We start from the raw sequence: 24,117 nt of genomic DNA, 5'->3' as shown, positions 1-24,117 counted from the left end.
CAGTTGGTCAGCTCACGAACAGCGGAAATGCCTTTGGATGAACCGGAGCCGGAAGCGCCGACTCGCCTGTGAGAAACATGTCGACGGCACGTGCGGCCGACCGTCCCTCGGCAATCGCCCACACGACCAGCGACGCCCCGCGATGCGCGTCGCCGCAGACGAATACGCCGGGTGTCCGGGTCTGCCACCCGACATCACACTCGATTCTGCCGAGTGGATCGGTGCCGACATCAAGGTCGGTGAGCAGTGGAGCGGTTTCGACGCCGTCGAAACCCAGAGCGAGTAGGACCATCTCGCACACCAGATCCGTCGTGTCGCCGGTCTCCACCAGGGTCCGTTGTCCGTCCTTCGCTCGTGACACGGCTACCGGAACCATCCGGATTGCGCGGACCGCACCCCCACCGTCGTCGAGAAATTCCTGCGCCGCCCATCGGAATCGTTTGTCACTGCCCTCCTCGTCCGCCGGCGAGGTGCGCAGGACCCGCGGCCACAACGGCCATGGGTCGCGATCTCGATCGCGGCGTGCCGGAGGTGGGACGTGGTAGTCCAATTCCGTCACCGAGAGCGCACCCTGGCGATGCACCGTGCCGAGGCAATCGGCGGCCGTGTCGCCGCCACCGATGATCACGACGTTTTTACCTCGCGCCGAGATGCTCGACGCACCATCACCCTCGCATTCGCGGTTGGCCGCCCGCAGGTACGTCATCGCAGGATGGATTCCGCGAAGACTACGACCCGGTACGTCGGTGTCTCTGACACGATCAGCCCCGACCGCCAGGATTACCGCCTCGAAATCCGTCAGGAGGTCGTGCGCGCTCACGTTCACTCCGACGGCGCAGTCAGTGACGAATCGGGTCCCCTCGGCGGTCAGTTGGTCCAGCCGCCGGTTGATGAGGGCCTTGGGCAACTTGAATTCAGGAATTCCGTAGCGAAGCAGTCCCCCGATCCGATCGCTCCGCTCGAACACCGTGACACTGTGTCCGGCTCGTGTCAGTTGTTGAGCCGCGGCCAGTCCCGCCGGTCCCGAACCGACAACCGCAACACGGTTTCCGCTGTGAACTACCGCAGCCTGCGGCCCCAACCAACCCGACTCCCAGGCGTTGTCGACAATCGCCTGTTCGATGCGCTTGATGGTGACACCCCCCGACGTGTGCTCGTCGTCGAGTGCGAGAACGCACGCCGTTTCGCACGGTGCGGGGCACAGATGTCCGGTGAACTCGGGGAAATTGTTGGTGGAATGCAAATTCTCCGAGGCTTCGGACCACCGTCCACGCCGAACCAGGTCGTTCCATTCCGGAATGAGATTGCCGAGCGGACACCCCACGTCGGCCGAATGGCAGTACGGCACAGCGCAGTCCATGCAACGCGAGGCCTGTGCAGATACGTCTCGATTTCGCACGACGGGATCCAGCGACTCGTATACCGACGCCCAGTCGCCGACACGCACATCGGTCGATCTGGTCGGTGAGCCGGATCGTTTCACGTTGAGGAACCCGCGTGCGTCAGGCATGAGCCGGCTCCACCAGTTCGTTCTCTTCCACGACCTTCCGGTAGTCGACAGGCAAAACTTTGGTGAATCTCGGACTCTGGCCAACCCAGTCGTCGAGAAGTTTTGCCGCCACCGGCGAGCCGGTCGCAGCCAAATGCTCGCCGAGAATTTCGACCAGCTGACTGCAGTCTTCCGCCGAAGGCCGCTCCAGAACGACCATGTCGCCGTTGACCTTCTCTGCCTTCACGTCGAGTACGAAGGCAATTCCGCCCGACATTCCCGCAGCAAGGTTCCTACCAGTTGGGCCGATGATGACGACGCGACCCCCGGTCATGTACTCGCACGCATGGTCTCCGACGCCTTCCACCACAGCGACCGCGCCCGAGTTGCGCACCGCGAATCGTTCCCCGACACGCCCCCTGGCATAGAGCGCACCGCTCGTAGCGCCGTACAGCAGCGTATTGCCGGCAATCACCTGATCCTCCGCCACGAAGGGCGCGTCCTCACTCGGCCGAAGCGCGATTCGTCCACCGGAGAGCCCCTTCCCCACGTAATCGTTTGCATCGCCGACGACGACCAGCGAGATGCCGGGCGGCAGGAACGCACCGAGTGACTGGCCTGCCGTTCCACGGAGCACGACGTCGATGGTGCCGTCAGGTAGCCCGACGGCGCCGTAGCGTCTGGTCACCTCTGCGCCCAGCCTCGTCCCCACCGCCCGATCCGTATTGTGTACTGGCAGTTCGATATGCACGGGTCGAGCGTCCTCGAGCGAGTTCGCAGCCAAGTCGATCAGGGTGCGTTCGAGTTCGCTCGAAACAGGTACATACGGTTGGTAGGCCGCGCCGGCCGGCGTGGCCGGAACGTCGAAGAGTGGTGAGAGATCCAACGTCCTACTCTTCCAATGCGCCACCGCCGGAGACATTTCCAATACGTCTGCGTGCCCCAGAGCATCGTCGATACTTCGAAACCCCAGTTCTGCCAACAACCGTCGTACGTCGGTGGCGATGAAGCGAAAGAAGTTCTCGACATACTCGGGCCGGCCGGTGAATCGCTCGCGCAGTTCGGGATTCTGCGTCGCTACTCCGACAGGGCAGGTGTCGAGGTGACATACCCGCATCATGACGCACCCGGCCGCGATGAGTGGCGCCGTGGAAAACCCGTACTCCTGCGCCCCCAGCAACGCGGCGACGACGACGTCCCGCGCCGTGCGCAAACCCCCGTCACACTGGACGACGATCCGATCGCGTAACCCGTTGAGCACCAGGGTCTGCTGAGTTTCGGCCAGCCCGATCTCCCACGGCGTACCCGCGTGGTGGATGGACGAGAGTGCCGCAGCACCCGTCCCGCCGTCGTGACCGGAGATCAGCACCACGTCGGCGTGCGCTTTGGCCACACCTGCCGCAACAGTCCCGACTCCGGCTGCGCTGACCAACTTCACGTGTATCCGCGCGCGATTGTTCGCGCATCTGAGGTCGTAGATCAATTGGGCGAGATCCTCGATCGAATAGATGTCGTGGTGCGGGGGCGGAGAAATGAGCCCGACCCCAGGCGTCGAGTACCGGGTTTCCGCGATCCACGGGTACACCTTGGACCCCGGAAGCTGCCCTCCTTCACCCGGCTTGGCACCTTGGGCCATCTTGATCTGAATGTCGGTGGCATTGACCAGGTAATCGCTGGTCACCCCGAAGCGACCACTCGCGACCTGCTTGACAGCGCTTCGACGCTTGTCGTCACGCAACCGCTCCGGCGACTCTCCGCCCTCACCGGTGTTGGAACGCCCGCCGAGAGCATTCATCGCAACCGCCATCGTCTCGTGCGCCTCCGCAGAGAGGGAACCGTAGCTCATCGCACCGGTGTTGAATCGAGCGAGAATCAACTCGACGGGTTCGACCTGATCGAGCGGAATCGGCGGACGAACCTCACACCGAAATCGAAACAATCCCCGCGGTGTTCCGCCCTGCGCGCTCAGTCGATCGACTTCATCGCTGTAGCGACGAAACATCTCACTTCGCCCGGTCCGGGTCGCATGCTGAAGGAAGAACACGGATTCGGGTGTGAACACATGCAATTCACCATCGCGGCGATACCGGTACTGTCCGCTGTCGGTCAACTGACGATTGTCGAACTGACGATGCTGCACTGCGGACGACGAGAACGCAGCCGTGTGGCGCATCAGAACTTCGCGCGCGACTTCGGTGATACCGATCCCGCCGATCCGGCTCCGTGTGTTGCAGAAGTATTCGTCGACCAACTCTCGACCCAAGCCCACGGCCTCGAATACCTGTGCGCCCGTGTAGGAGTGAACCGTAGCGATTCCCATCTTCGACATCACTTTGAGCACGCCGAAATTTGTTGCTCTCAGGTAGTTGTCCGACGCAGTCTTCGGATCTATCCCGGGAAGTTCGTCGTGCTCGCTGAGGGCTTGGACAGATTCGAGAGCAAGATACGGGTGGACAGCCGCCGCACCGTAGCCGATCAGCAGCGCGATGTGATGAACTTCGCGCGCGTCACCCGAGTCGACGACAAGGGAAACCTTGGTCCGCAGGCCATGACGAACCAGATCGTGGTGCACGGCTGATACTGCGAGCAATGACGGAATGGGAGCCTGCTCAGGGCCTGATCCACGGTCGGAGATCACCAGAATCTCGATACCGGCTGCGGCGGCTGTTCGGGCGGACTCACGAAGCCTCTCGACGCCTTCGGTGAGACTGCCCCTCGGATCGAAACTTGCGCGAAGGACAGCGCTTCTCGGAGTTCTTGCGCCGTATAGTTTGGCGACCTTCGCCATCTTCCCCGGTCCGATCACCGGTTTGTCGAGAACAATCCTTCGGCACGACAGCGCCGACGCTTCGAACAAGTTCTGCTCACCGCCGAGGGTGACACCAAGCGTAGTGACGACTTCCTCGCGAATCGCGTCCAAAGGCGGGTTGGTCACCTGAGCAAAGAGCTGGACGAAGTAGTCGTACAACAGCTTCGGCCGATCCGAGAGAACGGCGAGGGGCGTGTCGACACCCATCGACCCCAACGGCTCCGATCCTGAGCTTGCCATCGGGACAAGAATGTCCCGCAGGTCCTCGGCGTGGTATCCGAAGAGCAACTGCCGTTGCAACAGCGGAGCCGGATCGCCTCGAGCAGGCGCAGTCTCGGGGATGTCCTCGAGGTCGACCAATCCCCCGTCGACCCAGTCCCGGTAGGGGGCTGTGCTCGCGAGTTCGGACTTGATCTCCGCATCGGAAACGATGCGATGGCGAGCGGTGTCCACGAGAAACATGCGTCCCGGTTCGAGGCGCCCCTTCTCCAACACCTCGGACGTGGGAGCGTCGAACACGCCGCTCTCACTGGCCAACACGATACGGTCGTTCTTCATCCGCCACCATCGCCCTGGGCGAAGACCGTTGCGATCCAACACGGCCCCGACAACAATGCCGTCGCTGAACGTCACGGACGCCGGACCGTCCCACGGTTCCATCAGACAACCGTGAAATTGGTAGAAGGCCTTTATCTCGTCGGGCATCGAAGAATCGTTCTCCCAGGCTCCGGGAATCATCATCGCGATGGCGTGTTGCACACTGCGGCCCCCGAGCGTCAAAAACTCCAGTACTTCGTCGAACGACGAAGAGTCGGATCCTCCCGGGGTGCAGATCGGAAACAGGCGATCGATGTCCCCACCTAAAAGTGTGCTCCGCAGCATCGGCTCGCGAGCGCGCATCCAATTCCTGTTTCCCACAATCGTATTGATCTCGCCGTTGTGGGCGATGCAGCGATACGGCTGAGCGAGTGGCCACGACGGAAATGTGTTCGTGGAGTATCGACTGTGCACGACTGCCAACGCAGTTCGCATTCGGTCGTCGCGTAGGTCGGTGAAGTAACCGGATAACTGCGTCGGCGTCAGCATGCCCTTGTACACGATGGTTCGGGCGGACAACGAGGGGAAATACACCGCATCATCGGCCGAGTGAATCCGCTCGGCTTGTCTCCTGAGGGCAAAGACTCGTCGGTCCAAGGCAATTCCGCCCACACTACGATCCCGTGACTCGGCGCACGTCACAAAACACTGACTGATGTACGGAGCGCACTGCGCGGCAACGGTTCCGACGCAGTCGCGGTCGACCGGCACCTCTCGCCACCCGATAATCCGCAGTCCTTCTGCCGCTGCGTACCGGTGTATCCGAACTACCGCGCGCCAACGTGCTTCCTGATCCACTGGGAGAAAGCAGTTTCCGGCCGCGTAGGTGTTCTCACCCATCGCGTTGGGTGGTGGAAGCTCGAACTCGGTCACCGCGTCGAAGAACTCCGTCGGCAGCTGAATCAGAATGCCCGCGCCGTCTCCGCTGTTGGATTCGCGCCCAACTGCGCCGCGATGGGAGAGATTGCCCAGGACCGCGAGCGCATCGTCGACAATGGAATGCAGGTGGCGTCCAGAGGTGTCTGCTACCACGGCTACACCACACGAATCGGTTTCCTGATCGGGGTCGTACAGGCCCCGAGGTTCAGGTATTCGAGAAAACGGCACTCGGCGACCTCCACGCGGACATGCAGCCGACGTGCGCTAGTTTATCAGCCCATAACCGCAGGTCGCGAGAGCAAAACGGTGACCCCCTGATACCGAGGCATCAGGGGGTCACACTTGCCGACGGTCGTTTCGATCAGCTACGCAAAGGGCGGTTGTACTGATCGCGCACACTGCCGGTCAACATCATGATTCCGTCGATGAGCGGCCAGATGCCACCGATTCCACACGTCAACCAAGTGACCGCGATCTGTGCGACAGCCATGCCGGGCTGGTTGAGATAAAAACGTCCTGCACCGAATCCGCCGAGCAGAATGCCCAGCAATCCGGCAGTCGTCTTCGACTTGTCCGAGTACGGTTCACCGGTCATCGGGTCACGTCCGTATGGTGCGGACGGGTCGACCAGGCCGTAGCCAGGCTGAGGATAACCCTGAGCTTGTGGGTACCCCTGAGGCTGACCGTAACCCGGCTGTGAGTATCCCGGCTGGGGGTAGCCCTGCGGCGGAGCCGCGTAGGGATTCGGAGTTTGATCTGCCGGTGCACCGTAGACGGGACCGTCCGTCGGGGTTTGGGTCGGGCTCGAGTAGTCAGGCGCCGGATAGTCGGTCGCCGGATAGTTCTGGGCGGCGTAACTTTCCTGCGACGTGTACGGCGCTGTGGGCTGATTCGGGGTGGAATCAGAACCGGCAGCGGGAAACGCTGTGGTCGATTCGGTTCCGGTCGGCGGCGGGTAGATGGGGTGGTTTCCCCACCCCGGACCGTTTCCGACTCCCGAATACGTGTCCCAGCCTGGACCGGTGCCGGTGGTCTCCGTCGACGGCGTCTTTTCGGTGGGTGCCGAGGTTTCCGTCAACGACGCATCCGCCGTCGCGTCGTAGTCGAACGGCGACCCGAACTGCGGTGGAACCGGCGGCTGTGATCCAGACGAGTCCCCCGACTCGGAAGGTTCCGGATTCTTGTTCAAGTTAGGCAACGTACTTTCCTTCGATTCGACGACGGTACGTAATAGCTTTTGTTATCGGACTTCGAGAAGGTTCGACCTTCTCGAGGCCAGTCCCCCACACATGTTTCCTCGGTTCGCGCTCGCGACTCATCCTCGCAATGGCCGGCGAGCACCGTCCCGCGCATTGCCCGAAAGTATCACGATGCCGTCGACGAACGCCCAGATCCAGATTCCGATCGCAAATGGAATTCCGATGAGGAACGCCGACATGAACAGCGCGAAGAACATGCCGAGCAGTTGGCACAATCCGATGCCGACACTTCCGATATAGAGGCGCCCGACTCCACAGATTCCGAAGAAGCCCAGCAAGATCTGCAACAGTCCAGCGGTGGCCTTCGACTTGTCGGAATACGGTTCCCCGGTTACCGGGTGCCGACCGTACGGGGCGTAGGGATCTCCGAACCCGTACATCGATGGAGGCGGCAATGGCTGCTGATATCCGTACGGATTGGGCGCGCCGTAGACCGGTCCCTGATCCTCGGGGAATCCCCCCTGCGAATAGGGACCTGTCACGGCTTGTCTTTCTTCGACAGCTTCACCGCGTCCGACGACTCATCCGACGCTGCCGTGGAGTCGCTTGCCTCACTGGAAGCGGATTCAGCAGCATCGGATTCAGAATCTTCAGCGTCGGCGCCTTTCGCGTCGGCCTTCGCCGAGTCAGTTTCGGTAACTGGCGCCGCGACTCCTGCTTCGCCGGCGGCTACCGCAGCGACGTAGTCCTTCGACTTCAAATCAGCCGGATCCTCACGACCCTTCTTCGCCAGGAAGAAGTAGGCCAGTGCGGCGAAGAACACGATCCCCGAAGTGAAGGTGTTGACGCGAATGCCGGCGATCTCGTAGGCGAAATCGTCGCGCATCAGTTCGACGACGAACCGGCCCAGGCAATAGCCCGCGACGTACAGAGCAAACAGGCGTCCGTGGCCGATCTTGAATCGTCGGTCGACGAGGACCAGCAGGATCACGATCAGGACGTTCCACACAGCTTCGTAGAGGAACGTCGGGTGAACGACCCGAATGACTTCTCCGTTGGAGACACCTGCCAGTTGATCGAGCTGGCCGGAAGAGTTCACACGCTCGAAGATCTCGAGGCCCCACGGGACGGTGGTCTCGCGACCGTACAATTCCTGGTTGAAGTAGTTGCCGATACGACCGATGGCCTGCGCGAGCAAGATTCCGGGCGCAATCGCGTCTCCGAGGGCGGACACCGGAATGCCGCGTCGACGGCAGCCGATCCACGCACCGATGCCGCCGAGGAACACTGCTCCCCAGATTCCGAGGCCTCCCTGCCACACCTTGAGTGCGTCGAGTGGCTGACCGTTCTCGCCGAAATAGGCGGGCCAGTCGGTCAAAACGTGGTAGAGCCTGCCACCGATCAGACCGAAGGGAACGGCCCAGATCGCGATGTCGAGAACGGTCCCCTTCTCGCCGCCGCGGGCGACCCAACGACGATCTCCCCACACGATCGCGACGATGATGCCGAGGATGATGAAGAGCGCGTAGGCGCGAAGCGCCACCGGTCCGACGTACCAGACGCCTTGGGGCGGGCTGGGGATATAGGCCAGCAGGTCCACAGTTGAGGTCACGACGCCACGGTAGCCGAGCGGACGCCCTCGGCGAGTTCTTCGGTGAGCGAGCGAACCGCTCCCAGGCCGTTCTCGACCGCGGAGACCAGAGCCGAGCCGACGATGACGGCATCGGCGTATGCCGCGATTTCGGCAGCCTGTGCGCCGGAGCGAACTCCCAATCCGACGCCGACGGGAATGTCGGAATGCGCGCGGATTCGTGCGGTCAGTTCCGGAGCCATCGAAGACACGGCGTCGCGAGCGCCGGTGACACCCATCGTCGAGGCCGCGTAGATGAATCCACTACTCGCATCGAGTGTCATCGCGAGTCGTTCTTCCGTCGAGGACGGAGCGACAAGGAAGATCCGGTCGAGGTGGTGCTCCTCGGATGCTTCCATCCAGGCGCCGGCTTCTTCCGGAATGAGGTTGGGGGTGATCAGTCCGAGCCCGCCGGCGGAAGCGAGGTCTCGTGCGAACTTGTCGACGCCGTACTGCAGTACCGGGTTCCAGTAGGTCATCACGACGGCCTTGCCGCCGACCGAACTGATCTGCTCGATCACGGTGAAGATATCGCGAAGGCGAACGCCGTTGGTGAGTGCGGTTTCGGCTGCACGCTGGATGGTCGGACCGTCCATGACCGGATCGGAATACGCGACACCGACTTCGATGATGTCGCAGCCGCCGTCGACCATCGCCTTGAACACGTCGATCGATTCGGGAACGGTCGGATAACCGGCAGGCAGGTAACCGACGAGGGCGGCACGCTTGTCAGCCTTGCACGCGGCAAAGGTGGGTGCGAGGCGTGATGGTCGTTCGCTCACTTGTCCGAGCCTTCCGTGTTGTCGTTCTCGTCTGCTGCATCATCCGGAGCGGCTGCCTGACCTGAGGCGCCGTCGAAAAGACCGAACCAGCTTGCGGCGGTGTCCATGTCCTTGTCACCGCGACCGGAGAGATTGACGACGATGATCGCGCCCTCACCGAGTTCTTTGCCCAGTCGGAGTGCGCCGGCGACGGCGTGGGCCGATTCGATGGCCGGGATGATGCCCTCGCGGCGTGAGAGCAGCAGCAGCGCATCCATGGCTTCACTGTCGGTGACGGGTTCGTAGGTCGCGCGCCCGATATCGCTCAGGTAAGCGTGCTCGGGTCCGACGCCCGGGTAGTCCAGACCAGCAGAGATCGAGTGCGATTCGATGGTCTGACCGTCTTCGTCCTGGAGCAGGTACGAGTAGGCACCCTGGAATGCGCCAGGGGTACCGCCGGCGAACGTTGCTGCATGCCTTCCGGTTTCGACACCGTCGCCGGCTGCTTCGTAGCCAACCAGCCGTACCGACAGATCGTCGATGAACGGGTGGAAGATTCCGATTGCGTTGGAGCCGCCTCCGACGCAGGCTGTGACTGCATCGGGCAGGCGGCCGGTCAGTGCCTGAACCTGGACGCGTGTTTCGAGGCCGACCACTCGCTGGAAGTCCCGAACGATGGTGGGGAACGGGTGCGGGCCTGCCGCGGTACCGAAGCAGTAATAGGTGTTGTCCGCGTGGGAAACCCAGTCGCGCAAGGCTTCGTTGATCGCGTCCTTGAGCGTGCGCGAACCGGTCTCGACCGAGACGACCTCCGCGCCGAGAAGTCGCATGCGCGCGACGTTCAGTGCTTGACGTTCGGTGTCGACAGCACCCATGTAGATGACGCACTCGAGACCGAGCAGTGCACAGGCGGTGGCCGATGCCACACCGTGCTGGCCCGCTCCGGTCTCGGCGATGATGCGGGTCTTGCCCATACGCTTTGCCAGCAGAACCTGACCGAGAACGTTGTTGATCTTGTGAGAACCGGTGTGGTTCAGATCTTCACGCTTGAGAAGGATGCGCGCACCGCCGGCGAACTCGCTCATTCGCGTTGCCTCGAAAATCGGCGACGGGCGCCCGGTGTAATCGCGCTGCAAGCGGTCGAGTTCGTTCAAGAACGTGTCGTCCGCTCGAGCCTTTTCGTACTCCGCAGTGACTTCGTCGATAACCGCCATGAGGGCTTCCGGCACATGCCGTCCGCCGTAGACGCCGAAATGGCCTCCGGCGTCGGGATCGTGGGAGCGCTCGGTGAGTCCCGCGCTGGCCGGCGGCAGATTGCCGCCCTTGAATATTGCACCGGAGCCTGGTTCCTGAGTACGTGAAGTCACCCCACCAGTCTGCCCCAACGGTGTCGCTGGTCACCGCCCGGGTGCATCAAAGCACGCCGGGCGGGTGAAGCGATTTATCGAGACGGTTTGGGGCAGGACGGGTGCGCACCTGCATTGACCAGATCTGCGACGGCCTTGCGAGGGTCGCCGCTGGTCACGAGGCCTTCACCGACGAGCACTGCGTCGGCGCCCGCCCCGGCGTACGCCAACAGATCGGCAGTTCCGCGAACACCGGACTCGGCAATCTTGATCGTCTCGGTCGGAAGACCGGGAGCGATGCGACCGAAGGTGTTCTTGTCCACCTCGAGAGTCTTGAGATTGCGGGCGTTCACACCGATCACCTTGGCGCCGGCTTCGAGCGCGCGGTTGGCTTCTTCCTCGGTGTGCACCTCGACGAGGGCAGTCATTCCCAGAGATTCGGTGCGATCGATCAACGAGGCGAGCGCCTGCTGCTCGAGTGCCGCGACGATCAGCAAGATGACGTCGGCGCCGTGAGCGCGAGCCTCGTGAATCTGGTACGGCCCCACGATGAAGTCCTTGCGGAGCACCGGAATGGTGACCGCTTTACGGACTGCGTCCAGGTCGGCCAACGAGCCGTGAAAACGGCGCTCTTCGGTGAGAACACTGATGATGCGTGCGCCACCGGCTTGGTACGCCGCGGCAAGCTCAGCGGGATCGGCAATGTCGGCCAACGCACCCTTTGACGGGCTCGCTCGCTTGACCTCGGCGATGACGCCGATGCTCGATTCCAGAAGTGCTGCTGCAGCATCGAGTGCAGGCGGTGCAGCGGCCGCAGCAGCCTTGACTGCAGCGAAGTCGAGTACGGCTTCGCGGGCGGCGACGTCAGCGCGCACCCCGTCGAGAATCGAGTCGAGTACGGTCATCGTGGCCCGAATCCTTTCTGGGCAAGAGCCCGATGTGAGATACGTCATCAGGGTGGTCTCAGCCTAGTGGGACGAAATTTTGCTACTCCGTCGGGGTACCCACGCAGGTGAGGGTTCAGTCTTACTCAGTGGGACGACCCCGGTTTCGCGCCGTTGTCTCCCCCAACTCCGTCGTCCCCGTCAGTCGCTGTCGGGTCCTCTCCGGCGTCGAGCGCATCCCACAACATCCGTTGTGTCACAGGCTCGTCCGATGCAGGTTTGTCTCCCTGACCAAGCTTGGCCGCGGCCTCGCGGCGCGCGGCAGGGTTGTCGTATTTCGACGACAACCCGCCTCGCACTGGAGGTTTGCGCATCAGAAGTACTGCCGCGCCGAGCGCCGCCACCGCTCCGACCAACGCAAGCAAGGCAGGCAGTACCGAAACAGTCGTCGAGAGATCTTCCGGGTGACCGGACAACTCGGCCAACTCCACCGCTCGGTCCGCAGAGGCTCCGGACACCAACAACTGCACTGCCGGAACCGCTACCGCGACGGCGACGAGGGCAACCAACAGTCCGACTACCCGAAGTGCCCAACCTCGCACCGCAAACGACGCCGCGATCGCCGCCAGAAGCGCGAGCGCGAGCGGAGTCATCGCCGCCGCCCAGGTGCTGCCGTCGAGATCCGTCGTCCTCTCCAGCGTCTTGCCGTCGCTCGAGGTCAGATGAACCCACGTCATTCGTGAGCTGCCCCACAGAGCTGCTGCCGACAACGCCAGCAGAAGCGTTCTCGGCACGGCGGTGCCACGAGAAACGCTTGTAGGCTCCGCTGCACTCGACTCGTTCTCACTCACTGATCGTCACCTCCGATGGTGCGCAGGGTGTGCGCCGACGCAATCGCGCTCAGCACTGCCATCGCCTTGTTGCGGGCCTCGGTGTCCTCGTAGACCGGATCCGAGTCGGCGACGACACCGGCGCCCGCCTGGACGTATCCAATCCCGTCCTTGATCAATGCCGTTCGGATCGCGATCGCGGTGTCGGCGTCGCCGGCGAAGTCGAGGTAGCCGACGATGCCGCCGTAGATACCGCGCCTGGTCGGTTCCAGTTCTTCGATCAGCTGCATCGCTCGGACCTTGGGTGCCCCCGAGAGGGTTCCAGCGGGGAAGCATGCGGTGACGGCGTCGAGAGCGTGCTTTCCCTCGGCCAGATGACCGGTGACGGTCGATACGAGATGCATCACGTGGCTGTACCGCTCGATGTGCCGGTAGTCGTGCACCTTCACCGTGCCCGGGCGACAGACACGACCCAGATCGTTTCGCCCCAGATCGACGAGCATGAGGTGCTCGGAGTTTTCCTTCTCGTCGGCGAGGAGGTCCTTCTCGAGCAGGATGTCGTCCTCCTCTGTGGCACCGCGCCATCTGGTTCCAGCGATCGGGTGTGTTGTCGCGACGCCCTCAGCAACCGTGACCAGTGCTTCCGGGCTCGAACCGACGATCGAAAACGCCGTCTCTCCATCACCGTTCGGCACGTTGAGCAGATACATGTACGGGCTGGGGTTCGACGCTCGCAGCATCCGGTACACGTCGATCGGCGCTGCAGTGCAATCGATCTCGAATCGCTGCGAGAGAACTACCTGGAATGCCTCGCCCGCTTCGATGTCGCCGATCAACTTTTCGACGTCGACACCGAAGCTCTCGGTGGTGCGCTGACGGCGGTAGTTCGGAGTCGCTTTCGAAAATGTCGACACCGTCGATTTCGCCGGCGCCGCGAGAGCGCGAGTCATCGCGTCCAACCTGGCGACTGCGTCGTCGTACGCCGTGTCGACGCGCTCGTCCGTGCCGTCCCAGTTGACGGCATTGGCGATGAGGGTGATCGCCCCTTCGTGGTGATCGACTGCGGCGATGTCGGCGGCAAGCAGCATGACCATCTCGGGGATCTGCAGGTCGTCGACCGCGGAGTCACCCAATCTCTCGAGGCGCCGCACCGCGTCGTAGCCGAGGAATCCGACCATTCCGCCGGTCAGCGGGGGCAGGTCGGGCAGCCGCTCCGAACGAAGCAGCTCGAGGGTGGCACCGAGCGCGTCGATCGGGTCGCCGCCGGCCGGAGCGCCGGCCGGAACGTTGCCGTACCAGGCCGCCTCTCCGTCCACGACGGTCAGTGCAGCCGGACTCCCGACGCCGATGAACGACCACCGCGACCACGAACGACCGTTCTCGGCCGACTCGAGCAAGAAGGTGCCGGGACGATTGCCGGCCAACTTCTCGTACGCCGAGAGCGGAGTTTCGGAGTCCGCCAACACTTTCCGAGTGACCGGAACGACCCGGTGCTCAGCTGCGAGAGCTCGGAACTGCTCCCGGGTCGTGGTGGAATCGGACGCGTCACCGACGATCGCGGTGTCGGATGACCGTGCGGACATGGAGGTGGGCTCGCCGTGCATGGCTCCATCATCCCAGGCTCCCCCATGTGGCCGTCGTGCGCGGGTAACCTCGGCCGAATGAAACCAGGCCAACTCGCTCCCGATTTCTCACTGCCCGACCAGGACGGGACTCCGCGCTCGCTGACGAGCCTGCTCGAGAACGGACCCTTGGTCCTCTTCTTCTACCCGGCAGCCTCGACGCCGGTGTGCACCGCCGAGGCGTGCCACTTCCGTGACCTCGGCAGCGAATTCGCCGCGGTGGGCGCTTCGCGAGCGGGCATCAGCACCGATACGGTCGAAGCTCAGTCCACCTTTGCCACCGCACAATCCTTCGACTACCCCCTACTCGCCGACACCGAGGGCAAGGTAGCCGAACAGTTCGGCGTCAAGCGCGGACTCCTGGGCAAGTTGGCTCCGGTCAAACGCTCGACCTTCGTGATCGACACCGACCGCACCGTCCTCAAAGTCATCTCGAGTGAACTACGCGCCAACACCCACGGAGACCAGGCGCTCGAGTTCCTTCGCAATCGAAGCTGACGTGCCTGGGCACCTGATTCTCTGCGCGATTTAAACCCTCTATGCGACCTGAATCGAGCGCTTCGCAAGCCCCATCCAGAATCCGTCGATCACCTGGGTGGGCACCTGTTCCGGATCGGACGACGCACCGAGCGTGACGAACAACGGGGCGAAGTGCTCGATGGTCGGATGCGCGTACGGCATCCCGGGAGCTTGAGCGCGGAAGTCGATCAAGGAATCGACGTCACCGGCAGCGAACCTCTCCCCTGCCCACGCGTCGAATTCCGCCGACCATCCCGGGGCCTGCGCCTCCGGTGACGGATCGCGCAGGAACGGTAGCCCGTGCGTGGTGAATCCGGATCCCACGATCAGTACACCTTGCTCACGGAGTGGCCGTAGGCGCTGTCCGAGATGGAGCAAACGCTCGGGATCGAGGGTTGGCAGCGAAATTTGCAGTACCGGGATGTCTGCGTCCGGGTACATCACCGTGAGCGGCACGTAGGCACCGTGATCCAGGCCTCGATTCGGCTGCTGAACCACGCGTTCGTTGTCCGGCATCAACGCGGCAACCTGGGCGGCGAGTTCCGGAGCGCCGGGAGAGTTGTACTTCGCGCGGTAGAACCTCTCGGGAAAACCACCGAAGTCGTAGATGAGCGGGGTGCCCGTGGTCGTCGATCCGATCGTCAGCGGTGCTGATTCCCAGTGCGCCGATACGACGAGGATTGCCGTCGGCCGCGGAAGATCGCTGGCCCACGCCCCCAACTGGTCGACCCACAACGCGCTGTCCACCAGCGGCGGAGCACCGTGGCTGAGATACAGCGCAGGCATGGTTGTGGTGGACATACGGACTCCTCGGGATAGACATTCGTCGTAAGTTGAAGATTCAACCTAATATAGAACTCAACACTTGCGTCCCGCAACTATTCCCCGCAGGATTCTTCTGGACATGCGTCTGAGACGCTGTACACAAGCACGCTCCGTGCACGAAGAATGCTCGACCCGAAGGAGAAGTCACCGATGAGTGAACCGACCGCGCAGCCCGACGCGCAGTCTCAGACGAAGTGGCTCACAGCCGAGCAGCAAGAAGCATGGCTGACACTGATCGCTCTCGTGACACGGTTGCCTGCCGCACTCGACACTCAACTACAACGCGATTCGGCACTCACACACTTCGAATACTTCGTACTCGCGGCACTCTCGGACGCCCCCGACCACAAGCTCCAGTTGTCGGTACTGGCCCAGCGCGCGAACGCGTCCCTGTCCCGCCTCTCGCACGTGATCACGAAGATGGAGAAGGCCGGCTGGGTGAAACGGGAAGTCATTCGTGGCAGCCGCGGCTCCAACGCAGTGCTCACCGATGAGGGAATGGCAAAGGTGGTCGCGGCCGCACCGCCGCACGTCGCCTCAGTTCAAGGTCTCCTCTTCGAGGGCCTCGACGATCGCCAGGTCGCCCAGCTTTCGTCGTTGGGTACAGCAATGCTCACCCAACTGGACAAGGGAATCGCCGCCGGACTCGGCAAGGCCTGACCACATCCCCGAGACGAGCGACTGATGATCAAGACGGCAGCTTCGCGAGGTCGAGTGCAGCCAAGTGACTGAACAGCATGCTCGCTCCGATCGGGTTTCCACCGCCGGGGTACGTAGTCCCGCTGGCCGCTGCCATCGTGTTCCCCGCCGCGTACAACCCGGCAATCGCCGTACCGTCGGCTTTGAGCACCCTCCCGGTCGCGTCGGTCCGTAGACCACCTTTGGTCCCGAGGTCGGAGATGCCGAAAGCGGCAGCGTGAAACGGCCCTTGATCGATCGGTACGAGCGGCGAAGCCCCCTCGGAGAAGGCGCGGTCGTACGCAGTGTCTCCTCGACCGAAGTCCGTGTCGACGCCAGTCGCCGCAAACGCGTTGAATCGCTTCACTGTCTCCACCAGTTCCGCTGCGGGAACATCGATCTGGGCAGCGAGGTCTTCGAGTGTCTGTGCACTCTTCCACAACCCCGCAGCCACATACTGCTCCGTCTGGGCCATGGGTACGTTGGGTGCCTTCACCGGCGGCACTGCGCCTTCTCTGTTGTCGTAGATCATCCAGTACGGCGTGGTCACTTTCCCTGCCCGCATGTGTTCGATGACAGAGCGACCCAAGCGGTCGTACGGCGCTGATTCGTTGACGAATCGACGACCGTCGTCGTCCACGAAGATTCCGCCGGTGAACCACAGCGCAAACGCGGAGCGCCCATCTGGATGGGTGAGTCCCGGCGACCACCAGGCCTCGCCCATCAGGTCGGTGTCGACACCCGCGGCGACCGCCGCCTGGTGCGCCTTCCCGAGGTTGCCGGGGCAGCCCATCGTGTCGAGAGCGGATCCGGGGACACCGAATTCGGCACGCATGGTCTCGTTCTGCTCGAATCCACCGGCGGCGAGGATCACTCCTCTGCGTGCCTGAATGGTTCGACGCCGACCATCTCGGTCGACGACGGCTCCGACCACCACTCCGTCCTCGACAACCAGTTCCTCGAGAGTGGTCTTCAGGTGCATGGTGGCGTTCGGGAGTTCCGCAAGAGCCAACAGGAATCGACCGATCAACGACTGGCCGCCGACGAGGTACTTCGGCAACTCCTCCCCCAGCCGTTCCGTCGCCAGCGGCGGACGAAGCGAATCACGAAGCGCACCCAGCTTGTTCGCGTTCATCGGCTTGGGAACAATGTGCCGTCCGCTCGCTCGAGCCTTGGGCTCCTCACCGAAGTAGTCGGGCCACGGCAGTATCTGGAACTCGAAGTTCGAGTCCTCTTCGAGGTAGTCGATCAACCCGGCGCCACCTCGAACGTAGGCTTCCTGAACGTCGGCGGGCGTACGATCACCCACCACTGATCGGTAGTACTCCAGCGCATCCTCGATGGTGTCGACGTCCCCGCCCCGACGAAGAACGGCGTTGCACGGGAACCACATTCCGCCGCCGCCCGAGTACGCCGTTGTTCCGCCGTACTTGTCGGTTGCTTCGATCGCAATGACGTCGAGGCCTTCGCGGGCTGCCGTGTACGCGCCGGTGAGTCCACCACCTGATCCCACAGCGAGTACGTCGCACGTCTCGTCCCACTTCGTCATCGTCAGCCTCTCTGATTCTGGGCACAGTTTCCGAACATGTTCTAGAAATCGTTCTAACACATGGACTTAGCGATCGCGGGGGTTCGAAATTCTGTCCCACCGAGCGGGAGCGAGACATGACGCCGAGCGGGAGCGAGACATGACGCCGAGCGGGAGCGAGAACGAGCAGCGATAGCGCACACTTTGCTCGCACGGGTCTGATCCCGTAGTGTCTGGACACATGTCTGGTAAGACCAAGTTCGAGTCCACTCGCCGCAGACTGACCCAGCAGCAAGCCGAAACCGTCGATCGATTGACCGCGGCAGCGATCACGGTCCTGCGCGACAAAGGGTTTGCCGATCTGACCGTGCGGATGGTGGCAGCAGAAGCCGGTGTCGCCGCGGCTACGGCATACACCTATTTCTCGTCCAAGAGTCACCTTGTGGCAGAACTGTTCTGGCGTCGCCTCGACGCGGTACCCCACGAGCCCTCCCCGGAGGCGGAACGGGAAGCGCAGGTCTGTTCGGTCCTGCGCAGCGTCGCACTGCTCGTCTCCGACGAACCGGAGCTGGCGGCGGCAGTGACCACGGCGATGATGGGCAACGATCCCGACGTCGAACACCTCCGCGGACGTATCGGCAAGAACATCCGCGAGCGGCTCATCGAGGCGCTGGGGCCGTCATACGATCCCGACGTACTCGAAGCACTCGAAATCTCCTGGTCCGGAGCGCTTGTCCGAGCCGGCATGGGTTACGAGTCCTATTCGCAGATCGCAGACCGGCTCGAAGTCACTGCCAGGCTGATCATGGCGGGCCGCGACAACCTTCACTAGACGGGGGTCATGGCACTCACCAGCCATGTGCCGTCGACTCGATCGAGTGTCACCTCGACTCGGCTCGACGTCGACGCTGGTGCCGGCCGCGCGATACTCGTCGTGATCTGATCGACGAACAGGAGCAATTCCGCTCGGTCTGCAGCAGCGGAGAGCACTCCCACGTCGACTACTCGCGCCTTCGTGCTGATTCCCTGCTCCTTCGACTGGGGTGCAACGGTTTTCGATCCGAATTCAGCGAAGCGGTCCTGAAATGTTCCACTTGCGCCCTCGGCAGCATGTGCAAGATCCTCGTCCACCGTGTCGCTGTTGTAGCTCAAGAGATTCTCGACGAGCATCGGCGCCACACCGATCACCTCGACACGTGCGGTTTCAGCGGCTGCCGAACGGTGGTGACTCCAGAGCAGAGTCCCGCCGACTCCCACCAAGATCAGCGCTGCAAACGCCAAGACCGCGCGCTTCACGGGACGAACTCCACACTCGACATCAGTACCCGACCCTCGACCTCTTCGACACCGACGCGCAGACGGTAGGTTCGCGCCGAAGACTCTCCCGCTGAATTGGCGACCTGAGCCGATGCCGCGATCAGTACCACCCCCGAGGTTCCGGATTCCGATGCCAGGGCTGCGGTGTCGACACGCCCGTCGGAATCGACGGCAAAATCACGGATGGACGCGACGAACGCAGATTCGCCGGACTTCAGTTCGTCGGCAAAGGCTCCCGTACTCAGGGCCTGTAGCGTCGCGAGATTCTCGTCGAGCGTGGCAGAGTAAACGTCGATCAGAGCGAGGGCTCCTGCGACCGCACCGTCGACGAACCCTTGACGCTGGGTCTCGCGCGCCCCGGTCGGATTGAACTGCCAGAGCACCGAAGACCACAACGACGCTCAGAGCCGCGAGTGCGATCCATGCCAAGGCAGTGAGAACACCGCGTTTCCCTAGGACCGGCTCGAGCACCTCGCCTCTCAACGATTCGTCGGCGTCAGCAACTGTTGCCACGGCTCACCCTCCCCCGAATCGGAAGCAGCAGGAGCTAATTCCGTGTGTTGATAGTCGACACCGTCAGGCCCGGTGTACAACTCGCCGGGAGCATTGGTCCCCGACGGCACGTACGCTTCGGGGCTCCGGCAGATCTCCGGGCTCGGTGCTCGTTTGCCCGGTACCTCCATACAGGGAATGTTCCGGGATCCACGAACTGCGAAGACCGAGTTCTGCGGAACTTTGCAGTACAGATCAGCCGGGGTGTCCGGCACACTCATCTGGGTCGGGTCCCGTCGCTGATCGGCCGGAAGGTAACCGGTCGAGCACGCCGCGGGGTCCTGCGCTTGGAGGTGGAAGTTGACGTTCGCGGCGCCGTCCACCTGCCCGCGTTGGACAACGGTTTCCTGTGCCGCAACCAGTGGCGGCAAGATGACGAGCACCTGCTCCAACCCGGCGTTGTACGTCAAAGCCACCTGAGCGGTGCTGGTGAAATTGGCAAGCAGCACAGGCAAAGTGGGCTTGAGGCCTTGAAACAGCAGGTCGGCTTCAGTCGCGAAGCCCGGTCCGGTCTCGAGGATATTGCGCACGGACCCGTCGGCGACCGCCAACTGTCCACTGAGTTGAGCGACACTGGACGCCCACTGGCGAATCTGATCGCCCGTCACCACCTGTGTCTGCAGGAGCGGATCCAACTGCTGTACGAGCGTCGTAGCCGGCGTTGTGGCAGCGAACATCTGATCGACGAACGAAGTGGTCGAATCCAGCAGACGAGCCAGATCCTCTCCCCTGCCTCCGAAAGCTGCCGCGGACTCGTCGATCACCGATCGCAACTTGTCCTGCGGTACGGATGCGAGCATCGCCTGCGCCTGATCGAGGACCGGTCCGATCTCGGTCGGGATCGTGACAGCGTCGGGGCCGATCACGTCTCCGTCGGTCAGAAAGGGTCCGTCCGCGGTGCTCGGTTGCATGTCGACGTATTGCTCGCCGATTGCCGACACGCTTCGCACCGCTACTGTGAGCCCGCTGGAGGGAACGGGAACCGCACTCTCCAAAGATAATTCGGCGCGTACCACTCCCGGAGACAGACGCACCGACCTGACCTGACCGATGGTGTCGCCGCGATAGGTCACGTTCGCGTTCCGATACAGGCCGCCGGCGTCGGGCAGTTCGACTGTCACCGAGTAGCGCCCGATGCCGAGCATGGTCGGAACTCTCAGGTACGAGATAGCCGCTGCGCTCATGCCTATCACCGCCAGGATCGCGAAGATCGTCAATTGCCTTCGCACCAACTTCGTGAGAATCATCGTCCACCTCCCTGGGCGGGTTGCGCTGTGCCAGGTGGGCCGGGCTGCCCTGTGCCGAGTGGGGCGGTCAAGGGATCGACCAGTACTCCGTTCTCCACGGGGGTTTGCGGCGCCCCGAACGGAGTGCCGAAGCCGAGCCCCGACTGGAGACGATTACTCGTGAGGTCGATCAGCGCCCACAGATTGGTGTAATCGCCGCGCATTCCGTCGTCGATGGTCGTCTGAGGGAAGGGAAAGGTACTCAGGTTGCCCAAATTGTTGATCAGGTCCGGCCCCGTTTCGACCACCTTCTGCAGCGTCGATTCCAAGGAGCTCAAATTGGCTTTCAGATCGTCGCGGGTCCGATCGACCAGATCGGTCCCGACGTCCCCGAACCTACCGACCGCATCGAGCGCGGTGGTCAGGCTCACGCGCTGGGCGCTCAGTTCCGCCAAGGCAGGATCGAGCATCTCCAAGGCCTGACCGAGAACATCTCGCTGGGCCGTGATTTCACCGGCGAAGACGTCGAGATTCTCCATGGTCGTGACCATCGCATCACGTTGGCGGTCGAGTGTTTCGGTCACGGTATCCATCTGACTCAGCAGGTCGCGAGCCGCGTCGGTCCGTCCGCCGAGCGCCGTGTTCAGCTCCGTGGTGATGCTGTGAATCTGAGCGAGCCCGCCGCCGTTGAGGACCAATGACAGTGCCGTCAACGCTTCCTCGGTGGTGGGATAGACGCCGGCCGACGCGAGGGGGATCACCGATCCCTCCGACAACCGCCCTTCCGGCGCAACATCGGTAGGCGGCGCAAGCGCAACGTGTTTGGACCCGAGCAGGCTGGTTTGGCCGATCTTGGCCGTCGCATTGGCGGGCAGGGACACCGAACCGTCGAGTGCAACCGTCACCCGTGCGTGCCAGTTGTCGGTCTCGATCGCACTGATACTTCCGACCGTCACGTCGTTGACCATGACCGGAGAGTTGGGACTTATCGACGTGACGTCCGGCATCTCGATCACGACTGCGAAACTCCCTTCACCGCGCCCAGCCGCGCCTGGCAGCGAAACCGAATTCAGCCCGCTCCATTGGCAACCCGCCAGAACCAGCACGGTGCTCGCCCCCACACAGACTGTCACCCACCTCCGGGTAGTCATCGGGGTTCCGTCGACGGCATGAGCAGTCCGGCCAGGTCAGGCGCCGGGGGCATGATCGGAAAGCTCAAGGCGCCAGTCGGTTCCAGATCAGGCTCGCTGTACACCAGTTGGTCCGGAAGAGCGCCGAGCGCCCGGGTCGGATTGATGCTCAGGTCCGGGTAGTTGGCCTTGATCGTGTTGAGCAACGGGCCGAGGTATTCGATGCACAAATCCGCGCCCTTCTTCGAGGTGTCGTTGGCCAGGCCGGCGATTCCGCCGCAGATCAAGTCGATCGGGTTGCCGACGTTCTGGAATGCGGGCACACCCACCATCGCTCCTTGGGCCGGCCGGTAGACGTTGTAGTAGTTCGACAACGCTGTCGGAGCCAGATGCAGTACCTTCTCGAGGCCTGCGCGCTTGTCGACCAGTACCTGGGACACGTCGGCCAACTTCGCGATCTGCTCCGTCAAGCCGGTTCGGTTCTGTTCGACGAACCGCTGTACGTCGACGACGGCGGCGTCCAGATCGGCGAGAGCCGGAGCCAATTGCGTCCGGCTCTCGGCGAGCACACTCGAGACATTTGCCAGTCGTCCTTGGAACTGAACGATCTGTTCGTCGCTTGCGGCGAGTGCGGTCGTGAAGGTCTGCAGGCCGCGGATGGTGCCGAACAGATCGGCTCCGCCTTCGTCGAGTGTGCTCATAGCCTCCGAGAGTTCGGTCACCGAGCGCCCCAGCGCTTCCCCGTTGCCGGCCAGTGCGGATCCGGCACCGTCGAGGAAGTTGGCGGCGGGACCGCGATCGTCCCCGACGGGACCCAAAGCATCGGCAGCCCGGCCCAGCTGTTCCTTGATCTGGTCCCACTCGACCGGGACGGCCGTTCTGTCGAGTGGGATCTCCGCACCGTCATTCAGTGCGTCGGCGCCGTCCGTCACCGCCGGCGTCAACTGCACGAAGCGGGCCGAGACCAGCGACTGGGCAACGATCACCGCTTTCGCGTCCTCGGCGACGGGAACCTCGCGCGCCAATTTCAGTTCGACGCGCATTCGATCTCCCTGTGGGGCGATCGCGGTGACGCGGCCGACGTCGACTCCCACGACACGAACGTCGTCACCGACATACAGACCGGTCGTCGAGGTGAAGTAGGCCGTCACGTTGTAGTAGCGCAGATGTTGCACCGCAAGGTATCCCGACACGACGACGATCGCCGCACCGATGACGCTTCCACCAACGACGGCGATTCGACGCCAGTTCACCGGTTTGCGAACTCGTAAGGCACCCATCATCGAACCTCCGGAATCGGTAGCGGCGCAGGTGGTAGCCCGAACATCGCGTTGATCAACGGTTGGGTGTATTGCGCTGGCACCAGGTTCTGAACGTAGGCGTAGTAGAAGGGGCCGCTGGCCACGGTGTCACCGAGCGTGCCCACGTACGTACCGAGACCGTCGATTCCCTGAGAAAGGTTGTCCTTGTTGTTCTGCAGAATTCCGACAACCGTGTCGAGTTTGCCGAGGACCGGCTGCAATTGCGCCTCGTTGTCGTGGACGAGTCCGCTCAGCTGGGTCGACAACGCCGAGATGTTCGTGATCACTTCCCCCAGCGCCGCCTGTCGCCGGTCCAGTTCTCCCAACAAGGCGTTGCCGTCGACGAGTAGCGCGTTGACCTGTGGTCCACGCTCGGCCAGCGTCCCGGCGACGTCGTTTGCATCGGACAGCAAGGTGCGCAACATGTCGTCGCGTCTATTGACGCTGTCGGAGATCCGTGCGACACCGTCCAGCGCCGGCCTCAGGTTCGGCGCACTGTCGGACATCACCTGCCCCACTGCGTCGAGCGATTCGGAGAGTTGGTCGAGATCGATGTCCTCGACCGTCGTGGTGAGGTCACCGAGCACGTCGGGCAGCGAGTACGCCGATCTTGTTCGCTCGACCGGGATCTCGCCGCCGACCGCGATCCTTCCCGGACCGTCCAGATCGAGCGATACCGCTCGCTTGCCGAGCAACGACATCGTGGTGACGGCCGCCGATGTGCTTTCTCCCAAACCGATCGAGCCTTCCAGTGTGAAATCCACGCGCGCGAGTCCGTGCTCGACCTCGATCCGATCCACCGTTCCGATCTTCACTCCGGCGGCGTTGACTTCGTCTCCCGGCGCGAGACCGCTGGCGTCGGCGAACACCGCGCTGTACCCGACACCCGATTTCAGGAACTGCAGATTCTGATACTGGAGCGATGCCAATACGACGGCGGCCGTGACGACCAATCCCACGACCCCCACGCGTACGGCCTGGCTCTGTGCCATCTC

General features: G+C 63.0%; 21 protein-coding genes. 3 read left to right on the top strand and 18 right to left on the bottom strand.

From position 1 onward, the window contains the following. Nucleotides 1–7 precede the first annotated feature (7 nt). The 10 genes from ABIE52_RS05900 to ABIE52_RS05855 form a co-directional block, all read right to left on the bottom strand. Nucleotides 8–1,510, bottom strand: coding sequence for a glutamate synthase subunit beta (locus tag ABIE52_RS05900; RefSeq protein WP_030536753.1), 1,503 nt, complete (start codon nt 1,508–1,510; stop codon nt 8–10). Beyond that, nucleotides 1,503–6,002 (bottom strand): glutamate synthase large subunit, encoded by a 4,500-nt coding sequence (gltB, locus tag ABIE52_RS05895; protein ID WP_158170922.1) that lies wholly within the window; start codon nt 6,000–6,002, stop codon nt 1,503–1,505. Before gltB ends, ABIE52_RS05900 begins: the two co-directional genes overlap by 8 nt. Before the next feature lie 133 nt (nt 6,003–6,135). Then, a complete protein-coding gene (locus tag ABIE52_RS05890) occupies nt 6,136–6,963 on the bottom strand; it encodes a TM2 domain-containing protein (protein WP_030536755.1) in 828 nt (275 codons plus the stop codon). 126 nt (nt 6,964–7,089) lie between these two features. Next, on the bottom strand, nt 7,090–7,515 hold the full coding sequence (locus tag ABIE52_RS05885) for a TM2 domain-containing protein (RefSeq protein WP_030536756.1): 426 nt from the start codon (nt 7,513–7,515) through the stop codon (nt 7,090–7,092). Beyond that, nucleotides 7,512–8,585, bottom strand: coding sequence for a prolipoprotein diacylglyceryl transferase (gene lgt, locus ABIE52_RS05880; RefSeq protein ID WP_003944040.1), 1,074 nt, complete (start codon nt 8,583–8,585; stop codon nt 7,512–7,514). The genes ABIE52_RS05885 and lgt overlap by 4 nt, the downstream gene beginning before the upstream one ends. Next, on the bottom strand, nt 8,582–9,385 hold the full coding sequence (gene trpA, locus ABIE52_RS05875; protein ID WP_003944010.1) for a tryptophan synthase subunit alpha: 804 nt from the start codon (nt 9,383–9,385) through the stop codon (nt 8,582–8,584). The genes lgt and trpA overlap by 4 nt, the downstream gene beginning before the upstream one ends. Further along, nucleotides 9,382–10,731 carry a tryptophan synthase subunit beta gene (gene trpB, locus ABIE52_RS05870; protein WP_007728699.1) on the bottom strand — a complete coding sequence of 450 codons (1,350 nt, stop codon included), beginning with the start codon at nt 10,729–10,731 and terminating at the stop codon, nt 9,382–9,384. Before trpB ends, trpA begins: the two co-directional genes overlap by 4 nt. 74 nt (nt 10,732–10,805) lie before the next feature. Then, on the bottom strand, nt 10,806–11,615 hold the full coding sequence (gene trpC / locus ABIE52_RS05865; RefSeq protein ID WP_003944016.1) for an indole-3-glycerol phosphate synthase TrpC: 810 nt from the start codon (nt 11,613–11,615) through the stop codon (nt 10,806–10,808). Between the two features lie 125 nt (nt 11,616–11,740). Then, nucleotides 11,741–12,445: a TIGR02234 family membrane protein gene (locus tag ABIE52_RS05860; protein WP_030536757.1), complete on the bottom strand. Its 705-nt coding sequence runs from the start codon at nt 12,443–12,445 to the stop codon at nt 11,741–11,743. Beyond that, the gene (locus ABIE52_RS05855; protein WP_007728697.1) at nt 12,442–14,028 is read right to left on the bottom strand and encodes an anthranilate synthase component I; all 1,587 of its coding nucleotides are present in this window, start codon (nt 14,026–14,028) and stop codon (nt 12,442–12,444) included. Before ABIE52_RS05855 ends, ABIE52_RS05860 begins: the two co-directional genes overlap by 4 nt. Before the next feature lie 57 nt (nt 14,029–14,085). On the opposite strand from ABIE52_RS05855, the gene ABIE52_RS05850 reads away from it, so the two are divergent. Next, nucleotides 14,086–14,544, top strand: a complete 459-nt coding sequence (locus tag ABIE52_RS05850; RefSeq protein WP_030536758.1) for a peroxiredoxin — start codon at nt 14,086–14,088, stop codon at nt 14,542–14,544. A 39-nt stretch (nt 14,545–14,583) separates the two neighbouring features. Here ABIE52_RS05850 and ABIE52_RS05845 read toward each other — a convergent pair whose 3' ends face one another. Continuing rightward, the gene (locus ABIE52_RS05845) at nt 14,584–15,366 is read right to left on the bottom strand and encodes a dioxygenase family protein (protein WP_192712928.1); all 783 of its coding nucleotides are present in this window, start codon (nt 15,364–15,366) and stop codon (nt 14,584–14,586) included. Nucleotides 15,367–15,540: 174 nt separating this feature from the next. Between ABIE52_RS05845 and ABIE52_RS05840 the strand changes: the two genes are divergently transcribed. After that, entirely contained in the window at nt 15,541–16,050 is a 510-nt protein-coding gene (locus tag ABIE52_RS05840; protein WP_030536759.1) for a MarR family winged helix-turn-helix transcriptional regulator, read from the top strand. 28 nt (nt 16,051–16,078) lie between these two features. Here the strand turns inward: ABIE52_RS05840 and ABIE52_RS05835 are convergent, their stop codons facing one another. Then, nucleotides 16,079–17,617 carry an FAD-binding protein gene (locus ABIE52_RS05835; RefSeq protein WP_030536760.1) on the bottom strand — a complete coding sequence of 513 codons (1,539 nt, stop codon included), beginning with the start codon at nt 17,615–17,617 and terminating at the stop codon, nt 16,079–16,081. A gap of 220 nt (nt 17,618–17,837) precedes the next feature. On the opposite strand from ABIE52_RS05835, the gene ABIE52_RS05830 reads away from it, so the two are divergent. Next, nucleotides 17,838–18,428, top strand: coding sequence for a TetR/AcrR family transcriptional regulator (locus ABIE52_RS05830; RefSeq protein WP_003943994.1), 591 nt, complete (start codon nt 17,838–17,840; stop codon nt 18,426–18,428). On the opposite strand, the gene ABIE52_RS05825 is transcribed toward ABIE52_RS05830, so the two are convergent. From ABIE52_RS05825 to ABIE52_RS05800, 6 genes are all read right to left on the bottom strand, one after another. Further along, entirely contained in the window at nt 18,425–18,892 is a 468-nt protein-coding gene (locus ABIE52_RS05825; protein ID WP_030536761.1) for a hypothetical protein, read from the bottom strand. The two genes, ABIE52_RS05830 and ABIE52_RS05825, sit on opposite strands and share 4 nt — an antisense overlap. Beyond that, entirely contained in the window at nt 18,889–19,296 is a 408-nt protein-coding gene (locus ABIE52_RS05820) for an Rv1363c family protein (RefSeq protein WP_354541467.1), read from the bottom strand. The genes ABIE52_RS05825 and ABIE52_RS05820 overlap by 4 nt, the downstream gene beginning before the upstream one ends. Nucleotides 19,297–19,392: 96 nt before the next feature. Beyond that, nucleotides 19,393–20,712 carry an MCE family protein gene (locus tag ABIE52_RS05815; protein WP_030536763.1) on the bottom strand — a complete coding sequence of 440 codons (1,320 nt, stop codon included), beginning with the start codon at nt 20,710–20,712 and terminating at the stop codon, nt 19,393–19,395. Continuing rightward, nucleotides 20,709–21,842 carry an MCE family protein gene (locus ABIE52_RS05810; RefSeq protein ID WP_030536764.1) on the bottom strand — a complete coding sequence of 378 codons (1,134 nt, stop codon included), beginning with the start codon at nt 21,840–21,842 and terminating at the stop codon, nt 20,709–20,711. The genes ABIE52_RS05815 and ABIE52_RS05810 overlap by 4 nt, the downstream gene beginning before the upstream one ends. Further along, nucleotides 21,839–23,101, bottom strand: coding sequence for an MCE family protein (locus tag ABIE52_RS05805; RefSeq protein ID WP_030536765.1), 1,263 nt, complete (start codon nt 23,099–23,101; stop codon nt 21,839–21,841). The genes ABIE52_RS05810 and ABIE52_RS05805 overlap by 4 nt, the downstream gene beginning before the upstream one ends. Next, nucleotides 23,101–24,114: an MCE family protein gene (locus ABIE52_RS05800; RefSeq protein ID WP_050794052.1), complete on the bottom strand. Its 1,014-nt coding sequence runs from the start codon at nt 24,112–24,114 to the stop codon at nt 23,101–23,103. The genes ABIE52_RS05805 and ABIE52_RS05800 overlap by 1 nt, the downstream gene beginning before the upstream one ends. Nucleotides 24,115–24,117: the final 3 nt, after the last annotated feature.

The sequence above is a fragment of the Rhodococcus sp. OAS809 genome, from assembly GCF_040546695.1.
Classification (GTDB): domain Bacteria; phylum Actinomycetota; class Actinomycetes; order Mycobacteriales; family Mycobacteriaceae; genus Rhodococcus_F; species Rhodococcus_F qingshengii.
The sequence above is the reverse complement of the archived record's forward strand: the minus strand, read 5'-3'. Positions and strand labels throughout refer to the sequence as shown.